The sequence below is a fragment of the Ottowia sp. genome (genome assembly GCF_047975795.1).
Taxonomy (GTDB): Bacteria; Pseudomonadota; Gammaproteobacteria; order Burkholderiales; family Burkholderiaceae_C; genus Ottowia.
On the sequence record NZ_JBKEEE010000083.1, the window covers coordinates 1 to 16,363 of the forward strand.

The 16,363-nt window shown below is 63.9% G+C and carries 17 protein-coding genes; 10 read left to right on the forward strand and 7 right to left on the reverse strand.

Annotated features, from left to right (window positions below):
- Positions 1-206 precede the first annotated feature (206 nt).
- From ACK5NW_RS12300 to ACK5NW_RS12315, 4 genes are all read left to right on the forward strand, one after another.
- Complete coding sequence (locus ACK5NW_RS12300) at positions 207-1,646, forward strand: alpha/beta hydrolase family protein (protein WP_416928457.1); 1,440 nt, start codon at positions 207-209, stop codon at positions 1,644-1,646.
- 401 nt (positions 1,647-2,047) lie between these two features.
- Entirely contained in the window at positions 2,048-2,413 is a 366-nt protein-coding gene (gene arsC / locus ACK5NW_RS12305; protein ID WP_416928459.1) for an arsenate reductase (glutaredoxin), read from the forward strand.
- A gap of 104 nt (positions 2,414-2,517) precedes the next feature.
- Positions 2,518-3,222: a chromate transporter gene (locus ACK5NW_RS12310; RefSeq protein ID WP_416928461.1), complete on the forward strand. Its 705-nt coding sequence runs from the start codon at positions 2,518-2,520 to the stop codon at positions 3,220-3,222.
- Positions 3,219-3,824 (forward strand): chromate transporter, encoded by a 606-nt coding sequence (locus ACK5NW_RS12315; RefSeq protein WP_416928463.1) that lies wholly within the window; start codon positions 3,219-3,221, stop codon positions 3,822-3,824. The genes ACK5NW_RS12310 and ACK5NW_RS12315 overlap by 4 nt, the downstream gene beginning before the upstream one ends.
- A 179-nt stretch (positions 3,825-4,003) precedes the next feature.
- Here ACK5NW_RS12315 and ACK5NW_RS12320 read toward each other — a convergent pair whose 3' ends face one another.
- Entirely contained in the window at positions 4,004-4,354 is a 351-nt protein-coding gene (locus ACK5NW_RS12320) for a hypothetical protein (protein ID WP_416928465.1), read from the reverse strand.
- Entirely contained in the window at positions 4,354-5,130 is a 777-nt protein-coding gene (locus ACK5NW_RS12325) for an SIR2 family NAD-dependent protein deacylase (protein ID WP_416928467.1), read from the reverse strand. The genes ACK5NW_RS12320 and ACK5NW_RS12325 overlap by 1 nt, the downstream gene beginning before the upstream one ends.
- Positions 5,131-5,240: 110 nt before the next feature.
- Here ACK5NW_RS12325 and ACK5NW_RS12330 point away from each other — a divergent pair, with 110 nt between their 5' ends.
- Both ACK5NW_RS12330 and ACK5NW_RS12335 read left to right on the forward strand, forming a co-directional pair.
- Complete coding sequence (locus ACK5NW_RS12330; RefSeq protein ID WP_416928469.1) at positions 5,241-5,702, forward strand: VOC family protein; 462 nt, start codon at positions 5,241-5,243, stop codon at positions 5,700-5,702.
- Positions 5,703-6,138: 436 nt separating this feature from the next.
- Entirely contained in the window at positions 6,139-7,902 is a 1,764-nt protein-coding gene (locus tag ACK5NW_RS12335; protein ID WP_416928471.1) for a diguanylate cyclase domain-containing protein, read from the forward strand.
- A 104-nt stretch (positions 7,903-8,006) separates the two neighbouring features.
- On the opposite strand, the gene rlmB is transcribed toward ACK5NW_RS12335, so the two are convergent.
- Both rlmB and ACK5NW_RS12345 read right to left on the reverse strand, forming a co-directional pair.
- Positions 8,007-8,753, reverse strand: a complete 747-nt coding sequence (gene rlmB / locus ACK5NW_RS12340; RefSeq protein WP_416928473.1) for a 23S rRNA (guanosine(2251)-2'-O)-methyltransferase RlmB — start codon at positions 8,751-8,753, stop codon at positions 8,007-8,009.
- 49 nt (positions 8,754-8,802) lie between these two features.
- Positions 8,803-9,546, reverse strand: a complete 744-nt coding sequence (locus ACK5NW_RS12345; protein ID WP_416928475.1) for an ABC transporter ATP-binding protein — start codon at positions 9,544-9,546, stop codon at positions 8,803-8,805.
- Between the two features lie 12 nt (positions 9,547-9,558).
- On the opposite strand from ACK5NW_RS12345, the gene ACK5NW_RS12350 reads away from it, so the two are divergent.
- Both ACK5NW_RS12350 and mnmH read left to right on the forward strand, forming a co-directional pair.
- Entirely contained in the window at positions 9,559-10,209 is a 651-nt protein-coding gene (locus ACK5NW_RS12350; protein WP_416928477.1) for an arylesterase, read from the forward strand.
- The gene (gene mnmH, locus ACK5NW_RS12355; protein ID WP_416928479.1) at positions 10,206-11,267 is read left to right on the forward strand and encodes a tRNA 2-selenouridine(34) synthase MnmH; all 1,062 of its coding nucleotides are present in this window, start codon (positions 10,206-10,208) and stop codon (positions 11,265-11,267) included. Before ACK5NW_RS12350 ends, mnmH begins: the two co-directional genes overlap by 4 nt.
- Here the strand turns inward: mnmH and ACK5NW_RS12360 are convergent.
- Positions 11,264-11,467: a hypothetical protein gene (locus tag ACK5NW_RS12360; RefSeq protein ID WP_416928481.1), complete on the reverse strand. Its 204-nt coding sequence runs from the start codon at positions 11,465-11,467 to the stop codon at positions 11,264-11,266. The two genes, mnmH and ACK5NW_RS12360, sit on opposite strands and share 4 nt — an antisense overlap.
- A 6-nt stretch (positions 11,468-11,473) precedes the next feature.
- On the reverse strand, positions 11,474-12,238 hold the full coding sequence (locus tag ACK5NW_RS12365) for a DUF2189 domain-containing protein (protein WP_416928613.1): 765 nt from the start codon (positions 12,236-12,238) through the stop codon (positions 11,474-11,476).
- A gap of 493 nt (positions 12,239-12,731) precedes the next feature.
- Between ACK5NW_RS12365 and ACK5NW_RS12370 the strand changes: the two genes are divergently transcribed.
- On the forward strand, positions 12,732-13,862 hold the full coding sequence (locus tag ACK5NW_RS12370) for a mechanosensitive ion channel family protein (protein ID WP_416928483.1): 1,131 nt from the start codon (positions 12,732-12,734) through the stop codon (positions 13,860-13,862).
- 98 nt (positions 13,863-13,960) lie between these two features.
- On the forward strand, positions 13,961-15,094 hold the full coding sequence (locus ACK5NW_RS12375) for a mechanosensitive ion channel family protein (RefSeq protein WP_416928485.1): 1,134 nt from the start codon (positions 13,961-13,963) through the stop codon (positions 15,092-15,094).
- A gap of 11 nt (positions 15,095-15,105) precedes the next feature.
- On the opposite strand, the gene ACK5NW_RS12380 is transcribed toward ACK5NW_RS12375, so the two are convergent.
- Entirely contained in the window at positions 15,106-16,323 is a 1,218-nt protein-coding gene (locus ACK5NW_RS12380) for a PLP-dependent transferase (RefSeq protein WP_416928487.1), read from the reverse strand.
- Positions 16,324-16,363: the final 40 nt, after the last annotated feature.

Genomic DNA, 16,363 nt, shown 5'->3' on the forward strand with positions numbered 1-16,363 from the left:
AAAATCAGGGTCAAGCGAACCAAAAACAGCGCAAAACGATGAGAAATTCAACGCTCGTTTCGCCATGTGAACATTCACGCGCCACCTCGCCCTGCAGCGGGGGTTGTGCAGACCTTCCCTAGGATTTGCACGCGAGGGCCTGCGCACCGGGCGCGGCCCCTGCCCCCATTACGCATCACTCATTACGCCTTACGAGGAGACTATTCATGCACCCATCATGGACTTGGGCCACGCTGGCCGCGCTCACCCTGGGCCTGGCCGCCTGCGGCGGCGATGGTGGCGATGACGACGATGGCATCACCGCCGCCACGCGCGGCGACGTGCTCAGCGGCCCCACGGTCACGGCCAACTTCGCCAGCGCCGCCGATGTGCAAGCCGCACTGGGTGCCAGTGCTTCGGGCATCCAGTTGATGGCGCTCGGCGGCGCACCAAACTGTGGCGTGCGTTTAGCTTCTATCGAATACAGCACCATCGACGGCCAAGGCGCTTCTACCAACGGCACCACCGCCGTGATGCTGCCGCAAGGCAGCGATGCCGCCTGCACTGGCGCGCGCCCGGTGCTGCTGTACGCGCACGGCACTTCCGCTGACCGCAACTACAACCTGGCCAGCCCACAAAATGGCGAGGCAGCGCTGGTGATGGCCATGTTTGCCAGCCAGGGCTTTATCGTGGTGGCCCCCAATTACGTCGGTTATGGCGCGTCCACCGCCGGTGTGCACCCCTACCTGAATGCCGAGCAGCAATCGAGCGACATGCTGGACGCCTTGCGCGCCGCCCGCACCAGCTTTGCAGGCCTGGGCATTACCGATTCTGGCCAGCTGCTGGTCAGCGGTTATTCGCAAGGCGGGCACGTCGCCATGGCCACGGCGCGTGCCATCGAATCGGGCAGCTACGGCGCTGAATTTGCGCTCACCGCCTCGGGGCCGATGTCGGGGCCATATGCGCTGTCGAGCATGCTGCGCACCGTGTTCAGCGGCGGCGTCAACCTGGGGGCCACGGCATTCACACCCTTGCTGATGACCAGTTGGCAGCAGGCTTACGGCAACCTCTACAGCCAGCCCAGCGACGCTTACGAGGCGGCCTATGCCAGCGCCAGCGAAGGCGTGCTGCCTTCCACCACATCGACCGCCGAGCTGCTGCAAACCGGCCAACTGGCCCCTTACCTGTTCGACAGCGATCCGCTGGTCACCGGCACCGCCATGGATGCGGTATTCGCCGCCGGTATCGGCACGCCCAACCTGATCCGCACCAGCTACCGGCAAGCAGCGCTGGCCGATGCCGCGCACCCCCTGTGGGCCGCCGCCGCGCGCAACGATCTGCTGAACTGGACGCCCACCCGCCCCATGGCCTTGTGCTACGGCGCGCAAGACCCGGTGGTGTTCGGCAGCAACAGCACGGCGGCCACCACCTACTTTGAAGCTGCCGCGCCCGGCGTGGTCACACGCATGAACGTCGAAGACGCCAGCACCGTGGGCGACACCCTGGCCACCGCCTTTGCGCAGACCGTGCAGGCCACCGCAGCCACGGGCAGTGACAGTGCCAGCGCCGCCCAGGCGGTATTGAGCGCTTATCACGGCAGCCTGGTGCCGCCGTTTTGCGCCGTGGCCGTGCGCAGCTTTTTCCAGCAGGTGATGGCTGCGCCTTGAGAGCGTGTTCAACGTCTGAGCGTCAGGGGTGTGGAATGCGGATCGGGATGGGCTGCAAGGCGTAAACCGCAGCGATACTTGGCGGTATCGCGAGGATTGGCAACGCAGCAGACCGCCCGGGGCCGCGCCCACACACCCGCGCAGAGACTTTGACACGCTCTTATTCCATTTCCGGATCAATAGTGAACGCGAAGGCGAAGCGCAGACAGTACTGGCATACGGCAAGCTGAGCCGACAAAGTGCACTGTTGATCTGGAAATGGAATGAGACACCTGCAACCTGATCCAAGACCTTCCAAAGAGGAGTACTCTGGGCGCATCCAAGGACTTTGAGCCAAGGCGACTCCAGCATGACGGATGGATATGCACAATGGCTGCATCCATCCGTTTTTTATGGCCATCATGCGCACCACCACCATCTATCACAACCCCCAATGCAGCACCTCGCGCAAGGTGCTGGCCGCCATCCGCGATGCGGGGGTGGAGCCGCACATCATCGAATACCTGAAAACGCCGCCCACGGCTGACGAGCTGAAAGCCCTGGCATGCGCCACGGGCGAGCCGCTGCGCCGCCTGATCCGCACCAAGCAGCCCGAATACCTGGCGCAGGGGCTGGACAACCCCCAGCTCAGTGACGACCAACTGGCGCAAGCCTTGTCGGCCACCCCGGTGCTGATCGAGCGGCCCATCGTCGTCAGCCCGCTGGGCACACGGCTGGCGCGCCCTGCCGAACGGGTGCAAGACATTCTGCCGCCCGCCACAGGTTGAACGCCCCCGGCATGCCAACAAACAACCCATTGGCTAACCGTCGCAGTCCAGCGCTTACCAATCAAGCGCCAACAGATACAAAAACAATAGCAACCAAGTCTGTCATGCCTTCTGACCCCCCTTGCCCCGCAGCGGCGGCCACTGCGACTACGGTTGCACCCGCAGCAGACGCCGCCCCACTCAACGCCCCGCGCTCGCGGGCTGATTTGTTCTGGTCGTTCACCTGGCTGGCCTTGCAGGGCTTTGGCGGCGTGCTGGCCGTGGTGCAGCGCGAGATGGTGGAGAAAAAATGCTGGATGACGCGCGAGCAGTTCATCGAAGACTGGGCGGTAGCGCAAATCATGCCCGGCCCCAACGTGGCCAACCTGTCGATGATGGTCGGTGACCGCAGCTTTGGCCTGTCGGGGGCCATTGCCGCCATCTCGGGCATGTTGCTTTTTCCCACCATGATCGTGCTGGCCATGGCCACGGCGTTCGCCACCGTGGCCGACCATCCGGTGGCTCAGGGCGCGCTGCGCGGCATGGGTGCAGTGGCAGCGGGGCTGATCATGGCCACTGGCATCAAGCTCATCAGCGCACTGCGCACCAACGTCATGGGCACCACCGCCTGCGCCGTGCTGGCGCTGGCCACGTTTGGTGTGGTGGCCCTGTGGCGGCTGCCGCTGGCCTGGGCTTTGCTGATCGTGGGCGGCCCGGCCTGCGTGTGGGCCTGGTGGTGCCTGGGCACTGCGCCGCCCGCCCAGCCCTCCCCGCCTGAAGCGGCCACGGCCGCTACCGATCCTGATTCTGGCCAGACACCCCAACCATGATGAGCCTGAGCATCACCCTCACCTCAGCGGACTGGCTGGCCCTGCTGGTGCACTTTGCGTCGCTGTCGCTGCTGGCCGTGGGCGGGGCCATCACCACCGCACCCGACATGCACCGCTATCTGGTGGGCGAGCGCCAGTGGATGACCGATCCGCAGTTTTCATCGGCCATCGCCATCGCCCAGGCCTCGCCCGGCCCTAACGTGCTGTTTGTGGCGCTGATGGGCTGGGGCGTGGGCCTGAACGCCGGGGGTGGCCATGCGGGTGGCTGGCCTGCCTATGGGTTGGCCTTTCTGGGCATGAGCCTGACCATGCTGGGCATGCTGCTGCCTTCGAGCGTGGTCACGTATCTGGCCACCCGCTGGGCGCACCGCAACCGGCAGCGGCGCTCGGTGCGTGCCTTCAAGGCGGGCATGGCCCCGATCGTGGTGGCGCTGCTGATCGCAGCGGGCTGGCTGCTGACAGTGGCGCACAACGACCCCGCGCGCGACTGGCCGCTGTGGCTGCTGACCGCCGTGGCCGCGCTGCTGGTGTGGCGCACCAAGCTGCACCTGCTGTGGATCATCGCCGCCGGTGTGGCGCTGGGCATGCTGGGCTGGGTGTGACTTGAATCTTGCGCCTGGCATGGGTGGGCACCGCACTCACCCCAACCCTCTCTCCGAGGGGCAGACGAAATCAGATGACCGTACCGCAGGCCAAACCAGTGACCACCGTGGCAGTGGCAGCGCCCCCTTGAGGGGGATGGCGCAACGTGGCAACGCCCGTGAAGCCTAGGGTGGGCCTTTTACCCTGGGTTTTCAAAAAACACCGCATTGGTGTAGTCGCTGATCTCGAAATACACCTTCTTCTCCCCCGCATCAACCTGCATGTTCAGATTGGCGTCCAGCACGCCATAACCATAGCGGTAGGCGCGCGCCGCGCCATCGCCGGTGCCCAGCGCGGTGCTGATCTTGTCGATGCGCAAAAAGCGCCGCACCAGTTTGTCGCCCGCATAAATTTCCAGCACGCCATTGGTGCCCGTCCAGTTCTGCATGCCGCGCGATAACTGGTTTTGCTGCTCTTGTGTGCAGGCCGTCATCAGCAGCAGTGCGGTGCCAGTGGTTGCGACGCACAGCGCCTTGCTCAAAGGTGTCATCAATCATCTTCTCCAAAAATCAAAGGCAGGTATTCGGCCGCTGGGCCGCGCAAAAAACCGTGGGCCACTTCGTCCAGCTCGCTCGGATGGGGATTGAGCACCCACACCTGCGCGCCCGCCTGGCGCGCCGTGTGCGCCAGCCCCGCCGCCGGGTACACCGCACCCGATGTGCCCACCACCAGCATCACCTGGCAGCGCAGGGCAGCGTATTCGGCCGCACGCAGGGCCTCGGCAGGCAACATTTCGCCAAACCACACCACGTCCGGGCGCAGCAGGTTGCCGCATTCAGCGCACTGCGGCGGCTGACCGGGCTGGGCCACCGTGACCGAGCAGGCATCTTGCGGGCGACGAGCCAGCGCGCAAGGGTCGAGCCAGCGGTCATCGGCGATGCTGCCGTGCAACGCCAGCACGTCGGTGCTGCCCGCACGCTGGTGCAGGCCATCGACGTTTTGCGTGATCAGGGTCAACCGCCCAGGGTGGCGTTGCTGAAAATCGGCCAGTGCCACATGCCCGGCATTGGGCTGCACGTGTTGCAAACGGCTGCGCCGCTCGGCGTACCAGTTCCAGACCCGTTCAGGGTGGCTGCGAAAGGCGTCTTCAGTGGCCAGGTCTTCGGGTTTGAAGCTGGCCCACAGCCCGCTTTGGGCATCACGAAAAGTGGGCACGCCCGATTCGGCGCTGACGCCTGCACCCGTCAGCACGGCAATGCGCGATGCTGCGTGCACCGCCTGGCGGGCCTGGGCCAGCGCCTCTTCGTCCGGATTAAGAGTGGTCATGGGAGCGGGAGTGAGTGAAGACAAATTTCAAATCCAGTTTGCAACGACAATCCGGCCTCGCCCTTGGGTCATCCGAGGATGCGCGGCGCACATTTTTTCAGGAGTACAGCATGCAATTTTCACCCTACCTCAACTTTGATGGCGACTGCGCCGAGGCATTTGCCTTTTATGCCCAGGTGTTGGGTGGCCAGATCGTGCACCAATCCACCTTTGGCGAGATGCCGCCGCAGCCCGGCATGCCACCACTGCCCAAGTCAGCCCGCCAGCGCGTGATGCACGTGCACATGCAGGTGGGCGCGCAGGCCATCATGGGGTCTGACACCATGCCCGCCCTGCCAGGGCAAGACGCCAATGAGTGGGCTGGTGCTTACCAAAAGCCCCAGGGGTTGTGGGTGTCAATTGGCGTCGAATCAGACGCCGAAGGCCGCCGCGTGTTCGACGCCTTGGCCCAAGGCGGCACCGTCACCATGCCGTTTGCGGCCACCTTCTGGTCGCCCGGTTTTGGCATGGTCACCGACCGTTTTGGCACGCCGTGGATGGTCAATGTATCGACGCCCACTGGATGTGCCTGAGCAGCACCTTTATCGATACTAAAAGTACACTTTAAGCATGTATTTGTGCATGTGATAGGTATGCAGAGCAGAGGCTTTGGCGCAGAAAAAGGCCCTGTTGCTGCGCTGAAGCGCCCTTTTCTCTTCAACAAAAGCCACACCAAAAAAAGCTATACAAATAATAGCTCTATAAGATGATTTTACCGGTAATAAAGCCAGTTTTTACCTGTGAAATTACGCTGCTTCTCAATATCTGGCTTGTGACGAAGTTGGCAAACCTGTGGCCATCGCCACAAAAAATGCGTACAAATGCCTGACCTTTTGATACGCTGCCAACTGTAGTAGCTCTAAATCATTAGCCAAAATACACCATGCACCCCTCGGCTTTCGGGTTTTTCAGGCCCTGCCACGCCTTGCGGGCGGCTTTGGTCAACAGGCGTTTCAGCGCAGGCGGCCCATGCTGACGCTGCTGCGCAAGCGCACGCCTGGCCCATGGCTCACGCTGCGCCAGTTGCTCACTGTGCCTTACCTGCTGCTGGTGCTGGCCGTGGCACTGGTCATTGGCGCGCTGGCCTACCGCTCGGGCCAGCGGGCGGTGGACGATTTGTCGAACCAGTTGCTGCGCGAAACCGCTTTGCGCATTGCACTGGCCACCAAAGAACACATCACCGGCGCCAAGGGCGTACTGGAAGCGGCCTTTCCCGTTGGCGTGCGTGCGCCGCAGCGCTACGACGCGGCCGACATCGCCGAGCTGCGCGAACGCTTCTGGATCGCCACCAGCATCCACCGCACCCCGCACAACTACGCCTATTACGGCGACACACAAGGGCGTTTTTTCGGCCTGATGCGCCACGCCGACGATTCGGCCGAGCTGCGTCTGCGCCTGACTGGCGATACGGCACGCGCCTTGCACGACTTCAAAGGCATTCGCGGCGCACTCGGCCCGGCACAAACCGAAGCGCAGATGTTCGAGCCGCGCCAGCGCCCCTGGTTCAAGCTGGGTTTGCAGGCCGAACACAACACCTGGTCGCCCATTTACATCGACTTTCGCTCACACGAGCTGGTCACTACCTTTGTGCGCCGGGTGACCAGCGGCGGGCAGCAAGCCGATGGCGTGGTCGCCACCGATTTGCCCTTGCAGCGGGTGAGCGATTTTTTAAGCGGGCTGGAGATTCGCCCCCACGCGCTGGCCATGGTGGTCGAGCCGGATGGTCATCTGGTCGGCATCTCGGAAGGCAGCCCGCTGGCGCACCGCAATGACGGCCAACTGGTGCGCCTGTTTGCCCGCGATGTGGGCAATCCGCTGGCCGGGGCCACTTTCGAGGCGGTGCGCCCGCGCATCAGCCACCTGCCCACGGGCGAGGCCCTGACCACCACTTTTCAGTCCGCCAGCGGTCAAACCATGCACGTGGGCTACACCCAGTTGCGCGACGAGGCCGGGCTTGACTGGTGGGTGCTGGTGATGGTGCCGCGCAGCGACTTCATGGCCGCCATCGACCGCAGTGCGCGCCAATCGGCCATGCTGTCGATGCTGGCCGCGCTGTGCGCGCTGGCGCTGGGCTGGGGGATATTGCAAGTGGTGGGCCGCACGCTGGGCCAGTTCGTCAGCTCGGCCCAAATGGTGGGGCAAGGCCAGCCGCCGCCGCCGCTGCCGGTGGCGCGCCGTGACGAGCTGGGCGTGCTGGCCCGCAGCCTGAACGACATGCAGATCCGGCTGCAAACCGATGCACTGACGGGCCTGGCCAACCGCGACGCCTTTTTGCGCACATTGGACAGCCGCTTACAACAATTTCACGATGGCAGCGATCCTCACCCGTTTGGCCTGCTGTTTGTCGACCTGAACCGGTTCAAGGCCATCAACGACATCCTGGGTCACGCCGTGGGTGATGCCGTGCTGATCGAGCTGGCCCAGCGCCTGCGCACCAGCCTGCGCGCCGACGATCATGTCGGCCGTTACGCGGGCGATGAATTCGTGGTGCTGCTCAACCGCATCCGCAGCCCCGACGACGCCGAGGCCGTGCGCGGCGCGCTCGAAGCCGCGCTGCGCGAACCCCTGTATTCGGTGCCTTCCCATGCGCCGCAATTGTCCCAACTGGGTGCCGCCCTGGGCGTGGCCACCTGCCCGCACGACGCCACCACCGCGCGCGCACTGATCGCCCACGCTGACGCCGACATGTACCGCCGCAAACCCGCCCCACTGGCGGGCGGCAGCGGGCGCTAAAAACCGCACCACCGACGCCATATTTCAGTAGGTCAATGCGCGCTTCAAAGCGCGCTGCACCAGCACATCAAGCTGCCTATTGAGTCGCAATTGTTCAGCAGCAATCAACCCAGCGCCAAGCGCTGTCTGCGCGCCTCGTACAAACCCACGGCGCTGGCCACCGACACATTCAGACTTTCCACCGCACCCATCATCGGAATGCGCGCCAGCTCATCGCAGGTTTTGCGCGTCAACTGTCGCATGCCCGGGCCTTCGGCCCCCAGTACCAGGGCGGTAGGGGTGGTCAAATCGATCTGGTACAGCGTTTTGTCGGCCTCGCCTGTGGTGCCGATGACCCAGATGTCGCGCTCTTTCAACTCGCCCAGTGTGCGTGCCAAGTTGGTGACCATGAAATACGGCACTGTCTCGGCTGCGCCGCTGGCCACCTTGGCCACAGTGGCGTTGATGCCCGCTGCGTGGTCTTTGGGGGCGATCACCGCGTGCACGCCAGCACCGTCGGCCACGCGCAGGCAAGCGCCCAGGTTGTGCGGATCGGTCACACCGTCGAGCACCAGCAGCAGGGGCGGATCGGCCAGCGCGTCGAGCAAATCATCCAGCGAGCGCGCCGTTTCAATGGTCTGCACGCGCGCCACCACGCCCTGGTGGCCCATGCCACCGGCCAGCTTGGCCAGGCGCGCGGCGTCGGCCTCGATCACGCGCACACCAGCTTCACCCGCGCGGGCTAAAAACTGCTTCATGCGCGCATCGCGCCGCGACGGATCGACGTACAGCTCAATCACCGACGCAGGGGCCGTCTTCAGGCGCACGCCCACGGCATGGAAACCAAACAACACACGGGCAGGAGCAGACATGGCGGGAATTATCGGCGTTGCGCCCAACGTCGGTCAGACTTGAAAAGCTTCACACCAGCGCCGCCGCAGGCAACGCGCTCTGGCTGTCTTCGGCAATACGCCCGGCCTCCACCGTCAGGCGGCGCTGGCACAGCGCGGCAATGCTGCGGTCGTGCGTGACCAGCACCAGCGTGGTGCCTTGCTCACGGTTCAGCTCGAACATCAGCTCCATCACCTTTTCGCCGGTGGCAAAGTCCAGGCTGCCGGTGGGTTCATCAGCCAGCAGCACAGCAGGGTGAACGACGAAGGCGCGCGCCAGCGCCACACGCTGCTGCTCGCCACCTGACAGCACTTTGGGGTAGTGCCCCAAGCGCTCTGCCAGGCCCACGCGCGCCAGCATGTCGGCGGCCGCCTGGCGGGCGTCGCGCCGCCCGGCCAGCTCCAGCGGTAGCATCACGTTCTCCAGCGCCGTCAGGTTGCCCATGAGCTGAAAGCTCTGGAACACAAAACCCACCTTGCGCGCGCGCAACGCAGCGCGCTGGTCTTCGCCCACGGCAAACAGGTCTTCGCCATCCAACCGCACGGTGCCGCGCGTGGGCGTGTCCAGCCCCGCAATGATCGACAGCAAGGTGCTTTTGCCCGAGCCGGAGGCACCAACGATGGCCACAGTTTCCTGCGCTGCCAGACTGAAATGGATATCGCGCAGAATATCCAGGGTGCCGGTGGAGTCGGTCACCGATTTAAAGACATGCTCCACCGCCACGATGGAGGGGCGGGAGGCGTTGGGCCGTAAGTCTGACGCGTGTTCTGTCATGAAAGGTTTCTCTTGATTCGTCGACACATTATCCGCACCGCACTGGGCCTGGCCCTGAGCGGGCTTTTATTGCCCAGTCTGAGCCTGGCCGATGGCCCAACATCGATACTGGTGGTGGGTGACTCGCTCAGCGCCGAATACGGCATTGCCCGCGGCAGTGGCTGGGTGGCCTTACTGGAAAAAAAACTGGCCGCCGCCCAATCGCCCCCATCGCCAGTTCGGGTGGTCAACGCCAGCATCTCAGGCGACACCACAGCAGGCGGGCGGGCGCGATTGCCTGCACTGCTGGAGCGCGAGCAACCCGGCGTGGTGGTGATCGAGCTGGGAGGCAACGACGCATTGCGCGGCCTGTCGCTGGAGATGACGGCGGTCAATCTGACAGCCATGACCCAAGCGGCCCAAAAAGCCGGTGCCCAGGTGCTGCTGGTGGGCATGCAAATGCCGCCCAACTACGGGGCCAGCTATGGGCAGCGCTTTGAGGCGCTGTTTCCCCAGGTGGCCAAAGCCACCGGGGCGGCACTGGTGCCGTTTTTGCTCAAAGGCGTGGCCGACCGGCCCGATGCGCTGGAGCTGTTCCAGCCCGACCGCATTCACCCCAAAGCCGAAGCGCACCCCATCATCCTGAGCAATGTGTGGCCTGCGTTGGAGCCGTTGCTGAAGTGAGCCTGCACAAAATCTCCGGCGCGCAGGCACTGGCTGATCTGGCGCAGTTCAGCGCCGTGATCGACGCGCGCAGCGAAAGCGAATACGCCCACGACCGCCTGCCCAGCGCCATCAACTGGCCCAGCCTGCACGATGACGAGCGGGTGCGCGTGGGCACGCTGTACAAGCAGACCAGCCCGTTCGAGGCCCGCAAACTGGGCGCAGCGCTGGTGGCACGCAACATCGCCAGCCACATCGAACGCGAATGCCTGGACAAACCCAAACACTGGCAACCATTGCTGTACTGCTGGCGCGGTGGCCAGCGCAGCGGCGCGCTGGCGCTGGTGCTGGGGCAAATCGGCTTCAAGGTGACCTTGATCGAGGGCGGCTACAAAGCCTTTCGGGGTGCCATGCGCGCCGACTTGCCCACGCAGGCCGAGCGCCTGCACTACCGCGTGGTGTGCGGCCCCACCGGCTCAGGTAAAACGCGGCTTTTGCATGCGCTGCAAGATGCGGGTGCGCAGGTGCTGGACCTGGAAGGGTTGGCCAGCCACCGCGCATCGGTGCTGGGCATGATTCCGGGGCAACCGCAGCCGTCGCAAAAGCAGTTTGAAATGCGCGTGTGGCATGCCCTGCGCGGCTTTGATCCGGCACGCCCGGTGTATGTCGAGGCTGAGAGCAAGAAAGTAGGCAACCTGACCCTGCCCGACGCACTGATCAACGCCATGCGCGCCAGCGCCTGCCTGCACCTGCAACTGCCCGACGACGAGCGCGTGGCCCTGCTGCTGGAAGACTACCCGTTCTTTGTCAGCGACGCTGAATTTTTCTGCCAGCGGCTGGACACCCTGGTCAACCTGCGCGGGCGCGAGCTGGTCAGCCAATGGCAAGAACAGGCCCGGGCGGGACAAATGCAAGCGGTGGTGCGCGCCCTGCTGGCCACCCATTACGACCCCGGCTACGCCCAATCCACACGGCGCAATTTTGTGCAGTTTGACCGTGCACTGCCGGTGCCGCTGGCGGATCGTTCAGCCGCCGCGCTGGCACAGGCGGCGGCGCGGATTCTGGGCGCAGCAGCCTAATCTCCGCCGCCACCGTCCCCACCGCCATCGCCTGCACCGTCCGCGTCATCGGTCACGGCATGGTCGGGCGGCACGGCATCGCCGCCTTCGTGTGGTCGCTCGGCCTTGCGTGCGGCCTTGGCCTGGGCTTTTTCTTCTTTCTTGCGCTTTTTTTCCAGCTCGCGCTGGCGTTTTTCGTAACCGTAATTGGGTGTGGGCATAAGGGGTCAAGCCTCCGGTGGTGGGGCTGCGGCGCTGGGCGGCTCGCTCCAGCGCACGGTGCCGCGGTAAGCATGCCAACTGGCGTGGCCGAGCCACGGCCCCACAACAATCAAGCCAAGGCCCCAAGTCAGCAACGCCACCGCGATCAGCAGCGTGATGAGAAAGCCCCACCATAGCATGGTGATGGGGTTGGCAAACACCACCCGAATGCTGGTAATCGCCGCGCTGATGGCATCGGTGTCACGGTCCAAAATCATGGGAATCGACACCACCGTGGTGGAATACACCAGCATGGCAAACAAGCCCCCCACGGCCAGGTAGACCAGCACGAACTCCATGTTTTCGGGGTTGAAGATGGCTTCGAGTACTCCCGCCGTCGAGGGCATGCCGGTGTTGAAAAACACCGCAAACACCACCAGCGAGGCGCGCCCCCACAGCAACTCCAGCACGATCAGCACCATCACCAACATGCCCATGCTGCGGATATGCTTGTCCCAGCAGGTCAGCGATGCACCCAGCGCGGGCCTCACGCCCGCCTCACGCCGTCGGCTGGCTTCGTACAAACCCATGGCCAAAAACGGCCCCACCAGCAGGCAACCCGAGGCGATGGACATCACGTATTCGGGCTTGTTGCGAAACACCCCGATCAACACCGCGGCCATGCACCAAAAGCACACGCCGTAAAACAGCGCAATGACGGGCGCGGCCAACCCGTCCTTGGCCCCCTTGAGCAGCCAGCGCAGTGGATCGCCCAGGCCCAGCGGCTGCATCACCGCCTGCGGCCCGGTGGGTTGGGGCGGCTCATAAGGCTGGTAGGCAGGTGGGGCGGCAGCACTGGCCTCGGTGCTGATCTCGATGCTGTTGGCAGCGGGTGGTTCGGCAGGCGTGGCTTCAGACGGACGGGGTAGATTCATAGGCAAGGGCAGGCGTGGTTCCAAGCGAAAGAAAAGAGCACGCCACAAAGATGACGTTCATCAAGCACCCAGCGTAATATTGATCGAAGTCAAGACAACTGGGGGCAACCCGAACCATCAGCCCAAACCCAAGCTCCAGACCCTTGTTGATGCTCGCCGCTTAAAATCCTCCACCTTGCTCGCCTCATTGGCGATTCGCATGGCTCAAAAGGCTTGAGATAACGATTTAATCGCTATTAATTAAGTAGCTTTAATCGCTTTTTACACAAGCACGAAAGCCACTTTTTCTGTCAATTTTCTGACCGCTCAGGCTGACTTTCTAATGCTCGGCCAGTTCATCTCTACCCCCATGGATGTTTTGACCCCCTACCTGCACCTTTCCACCGATCTCAAAATCTGGGCTGTCCAGTTGCTGGGCATTGCGTTCGTCACCGTTTGCCTGAACTTTGTGCTGATGCGCGTGCTGGACACGGTGGCACGCGTGACCGCCAAAACCGCCTCCAACTGGGACGACGCGCTGCTCAAAGCCGCGCGCTTGCCGCTGCGGCTGCTGGTGTGGGTGCTGGGCATGTCGGTGGCCGCGCGGCTGGTGCTGGCCATTCATCCGGGGTTGGACTTCAGCCATTTGCCTGAAGTGCGGCGCGTGGCAGTCATTGCCATTCTGGCGCTGTTCGTCTTCCGACTGATCCACAATTTTGAAAAACAGTTGCTCGACAACGGGCGCGGCGGCAAGCCGGTCGACGTGACCACCACCAAGGCCATTGGCAAGCTGCTGCGGTTGGTGGTAACGGTGATTGCCGCGCTGCTGGCCATGCAGGCGATGGGCTTTTCGGTGTCGGGCCTGGTGGCGGCCGGCGGCGTGGGCGGCCTGGCGGTGGGTTTTGCAGCCAAGGACTTGCTGGCCAACTTTTTCGGCGCCCTGATGATTTACTGGGACAAACCGTTCAAGGAAGGCGACTGGATCCGCTCGCCCGACCGCGACATCGAAGGCACGGTGGAAGAAATTGGCTGGCGCCTCACGCGCATCCGCACCTTTGACAAGCGGCCGCTGTACGTGCCCAACTCGGCCTTTGCCAGCATCACGGTGGAAAACCCCTCGCGCATGCTGAACCGCCGCATCAAGGAAACGCTGGGCATCCGCTACGACGACGCGGCGCAAGTCACGGCCATTTGCGACGCCATCCGCGAAATGGTGCGCACCCACCCCGAGCTGGACCAGAACACCACGCAGATCGTGCACTTTGACAGCTTTGGCGCGTCCAGCCTGGACATTTTGCTGTACTGCTTTACCCAAACCACCAAATGGGTCGAGTACCACCGCGTCAAACAAGACGTGCTGCTGAAGGTGATGGACATCGTGAGCGCGCACGGGGCCGAATTTGCCTTCCCCACGCAAACGCTGCACGCGCCGGAACTGGCCGACATGGCGGGTATGCAGGTGGCGCTGTCGCCTTCGCGTGGCAACCCGCAACCCGCATGAGCACGCTCAGGCCAACGCCCAACTGGCCATTGCTGATCGCTCTTGGGTAGAAGCGCCCGCAGTGACCATCGCCATTCCTGATTTGAACTTGCGTTGATATGCGTGATTGGCTCCGCTACTTTCACCTCTGGCCCGAACCACACATCTGGCTGCTGCAACTGCTGGCTATCGCCTTGGCCACCGCCTTGCTTGGCTGGGCGCTGGCGCGCTTGCTGCGCCGCCTGACGCGCATCGAAAGCGGCCACCCTTCGCTGTGGCGCGGCGCTTTGCTGTACGCCAGCACGTTACCTGTGCTGCTGCTGACGGGCATCGCAGGGCTGACGGCGGCAGCCGGGTTGCTGCAAAACTTGCGCCCCGGCCCCGGGTGGGCGCACTGGCCCGCCGTGCTGCGGGTGCTGGTGGTGCTGGTGGGCGCGCTGTTTTTGATGCGCCTGGTGCGCAAGCTGACGCAAGGTGCCACCAACGCCCAGTTGATGGCGCACCCCATGGACGCCGAATCCGCCCTGGCCATGGGCAAGCTGGGGCAGGTGACGGTGGTGGCGCTGGCCGCGCTGATGGTGCTGGAAGCGCTGGGTTTTTCCATCAGTGGCGTGCTGGCTTTTGGCGGCGTGGGCGGCATCGCCATTGGCTTTGCGGCCAAGGACACGCTGTCCAACTTCTTTGGCGGGTTGATGATTTTTCTGGACAAGCCTTTCAGCGTGGGCAACTGGGTGCGATCGCCCGATGCGCAAATCGAAGGCACGGTGGAAGACATTGGCTGGCGGCTGACGCGCATCCGTAATTTTCAGGAGCGGCCGCTGTACATTCCCAACGCGCTGTTCAACACCATCGTGGTGGAAAACGTCTCGCGCATGCAGCACTTTCGCATCATGCAGACGCTGGGGCTGACGTATGACGATTACGCCCGCGTGCGGCCCATTTGCAACGACTTGCGCAGCATGCTGCAACAGCACCCCGACATCGCGCAAGACCAGACACTGCTGGTGCGGTTTCAGAAGTATGGCGCGTCCACGCTGGACATTCTGGTGTATTGCTATGCCAAAACCACCGACTGGGACCGCTTCATGCAGGTGCAAGAAGACGTGCTGATCAAGATGGGGGACATCGTTCAGCAGCACGGTGCCAGCTTTGCCTTTCCCACCACCACCACCTACAACATCGACGCGGGTTCGGCCGCTGCACCGCCATCGACAACGACCGGCGCAGCCACCGCGCCGCCCGCCAGCAAATAAAGACCAGGCTTTCAGCCCGGCAGCGCCTGGGTGATGGCCTGCGTCAGATCGGCCTGCAAATCGGCCACCGCTTCCAGCCCCAGCGAAAAGCGCACCAGCGTGCCGCGTTGCACGTGCACGGGCCATTGTTGACGCATGGTGGCCAGCTCGTAAGGCATGACCAGGCTGATCGGCCCGCCCCAGCTGTAGCCAATCTTGAAGCAGCGCAGCGCATCGCAAAAGGCATCCACCTGCTGCTGGCTATAGCGCTCGTGCAGCATCACGCTAAACAGGCCCGCCGCCGCGCCCTGCCCGCGCGCATCGGCCGCACCGCACACCTGCTGCCACTGCGCGTGGCCGGGCGCGCCGGGCAAGGCCGGGTGCAGCACCTGCGCAAACACTGCTGGCTGGCTGGCACACCAGCGCACCAGCGCGCGCGCCGCCTGGTCTTGCGCCTGATAACGCAAGGCCATGCTGGGCAAGGCGCGCAACACGGCCTCGGCGTCGTTGCCGCTCACGCCCAGGCCCAGGCGCATGTGGCACAGCTTCATCTTCAGGTGCAGCGCCTGCTGGCGCGTGGTGACGCTGCCCATCAGCACATCGCCGCCACCGCTGGGATATTTGGTCAGCGCGTGGGCCGACACGTCCACGCCCAACCCCTGCCCGTCCAGATCAAACGGGTTGAAGGCCAGGCCCGCGCCCCAGGTGTTGTCCAGCGCGCACACCACGCCGCGTTCGCGGCACAGCCTGACTTGCGCGATCAGATCAGGAAACTCCAGCGTGACCGACCCCGCCGCTTCCAGCCACACCAGGCGCGTGCGTTCATTGATGCGCGCGGCCAAATCGGTCACATCCATCGGGTCGTAAAACTGGTGTGTGATGCCAAACGCGGCCAACTCGCCCTCAGCCAGGGTTTTGTTGGGGCCGTAGGCGTTGTCGGGCATCAGCACCTCATCGCCCGTCTTCAGCAAACCCAGTGCCACGTTAGCCAGCGCGGCCAGACCGCTGGGCACCAGCAGGCATTGCAAGCCGCCTTCCAGCGTGGCAATGCGCTCTTCCAGCATGAAGGTGGTGGGCGTACCGTGCAGGCCATAGGTGTAGGCCGACTTGTCTTTCCACTCGCGCGTGCGCATCGCCGCCACGTTGGGAAAAAACACCGTCGATGCCTTGTGCACCGCCGGCTGCGGAGCTTCAAATTCGGCGGGCGGCTGGTAAGGGTGGTGAATGAGTTGGGTGCGTAAATCGGTCATGCCGCCATATTAGGGCAGGCCGCTCGCAGAGCAGACCGTA

Excerpts from the sequence above, each read along its gene's own strand:
- ACK5NW_RS12300 (WP_416928457.1), top strand. The coding sequence starts at position 207 with ATGCACCCATCATGGACTTGGGCCACGCTGGCCGCGCTCACCCTGGGC.
- arsC (WP_416928459.1), top strand. The coding sequence starts at position 2,048 with ATGCGCACCACCACCATCTATCACAACCCCCAATGCAGCACCTCGCGC.
- ACK5NW_RS12310 (WP_416928461.1), top strand. The coding sequence starts at position 2,518 with ATGCCTTCTGACCCCCCTTGCCCCGCAGCGGCGGCCACTGCGACTACG.
- ACK5NW_RS12315 (WP_416928463.1), top strand. The coding sequence starts at position 3,219 with ATGATGAGCCTGAGCATCACCCTCACCTCAGCGGACTGGCTGGCCCTG.
- ACK5NW_RS12320 (WP_416928465.1), bottom strand. The coding sequence starts at position 4,354 with ATGACACCTTTGAGCAAGGCGCTGTGCGTCGCAACCACTGGCACCGCA.
- ACK5NW_RS12325 (WP_416928467.1), bottom strand. The coding sequence starts at position 5,130 with ATGACCACTCTTAATCCGGACGAAGAGGCGCTGGCCCAGGCCCGCCAG.
- ACK5NW_RS12330 (WP_416928469.1), top strand. The coding sequence starts at position 5,241 with ATGCAATTTTCACCCTACCTCAACTTTGATGGCGACTGCGCCGAGGCA.
- ACK5NW_RS12335 (WP_416928471.1), top strand. The coding sequence starts at position 6,139 with ATGCTGACGCTGCTGCGCAAGCGCACGCCTGGCCCATGGCTCACGCTG.
- rlmB (WP_416928473.1), bottom strand. The coding sequence starts at position 8,753 with ATGTCTGCTCCTGCCCGTGTGTTGTTTGGTTTCCATGCCGTGGGCGTG.
- ACK5NW_RS12345 (WP_416928475.1), bottom strand. The coding sequence starts at position 9,546 with ATGACAGAACACGCGTCAGACTTACGGCCCAACGCCTCCCGCCCCTCC.
- ACK5NW_RS12360 (WP_416928481.1), bottom strand. The coding sequence starts at position 11,467 with ATGCCCACACCCAATTACGGTTACGAAAAACGCCAGCGCGAGCTGGAA.
- ACK5NW_RS12365 (WP_416928613.1), bottom strand. The coding sequence starts at position 12,238 with ATGCAGCCGCTGGGCCTGGGCGATCCACTGCGCTGGCTGCTCAAGGGG.
- ACK5NW_RS12370 (WP_416928483.1), top strand. The coding sequence starts at position 12,732 with ATGGATGTTTTGACCCCCTACCTGCACCTTTCCACCGATCTCAAAATC.
- ACK5NW_RS12375 (WP_416928485.1), top strand. The coding sequence starts at position 13,961 with ATGCGTGATTGGCTCCGCTACTTTCACCTCTGGCCCGAACCACACATC.
- ACK5NW_RS12380 (WP_416928487.1), bottom strand. The coding sequence starts at position 16,323 with ATGACCGATTTACGCACCCAACTCATTCACCACCCTTACCAGCCGCCC.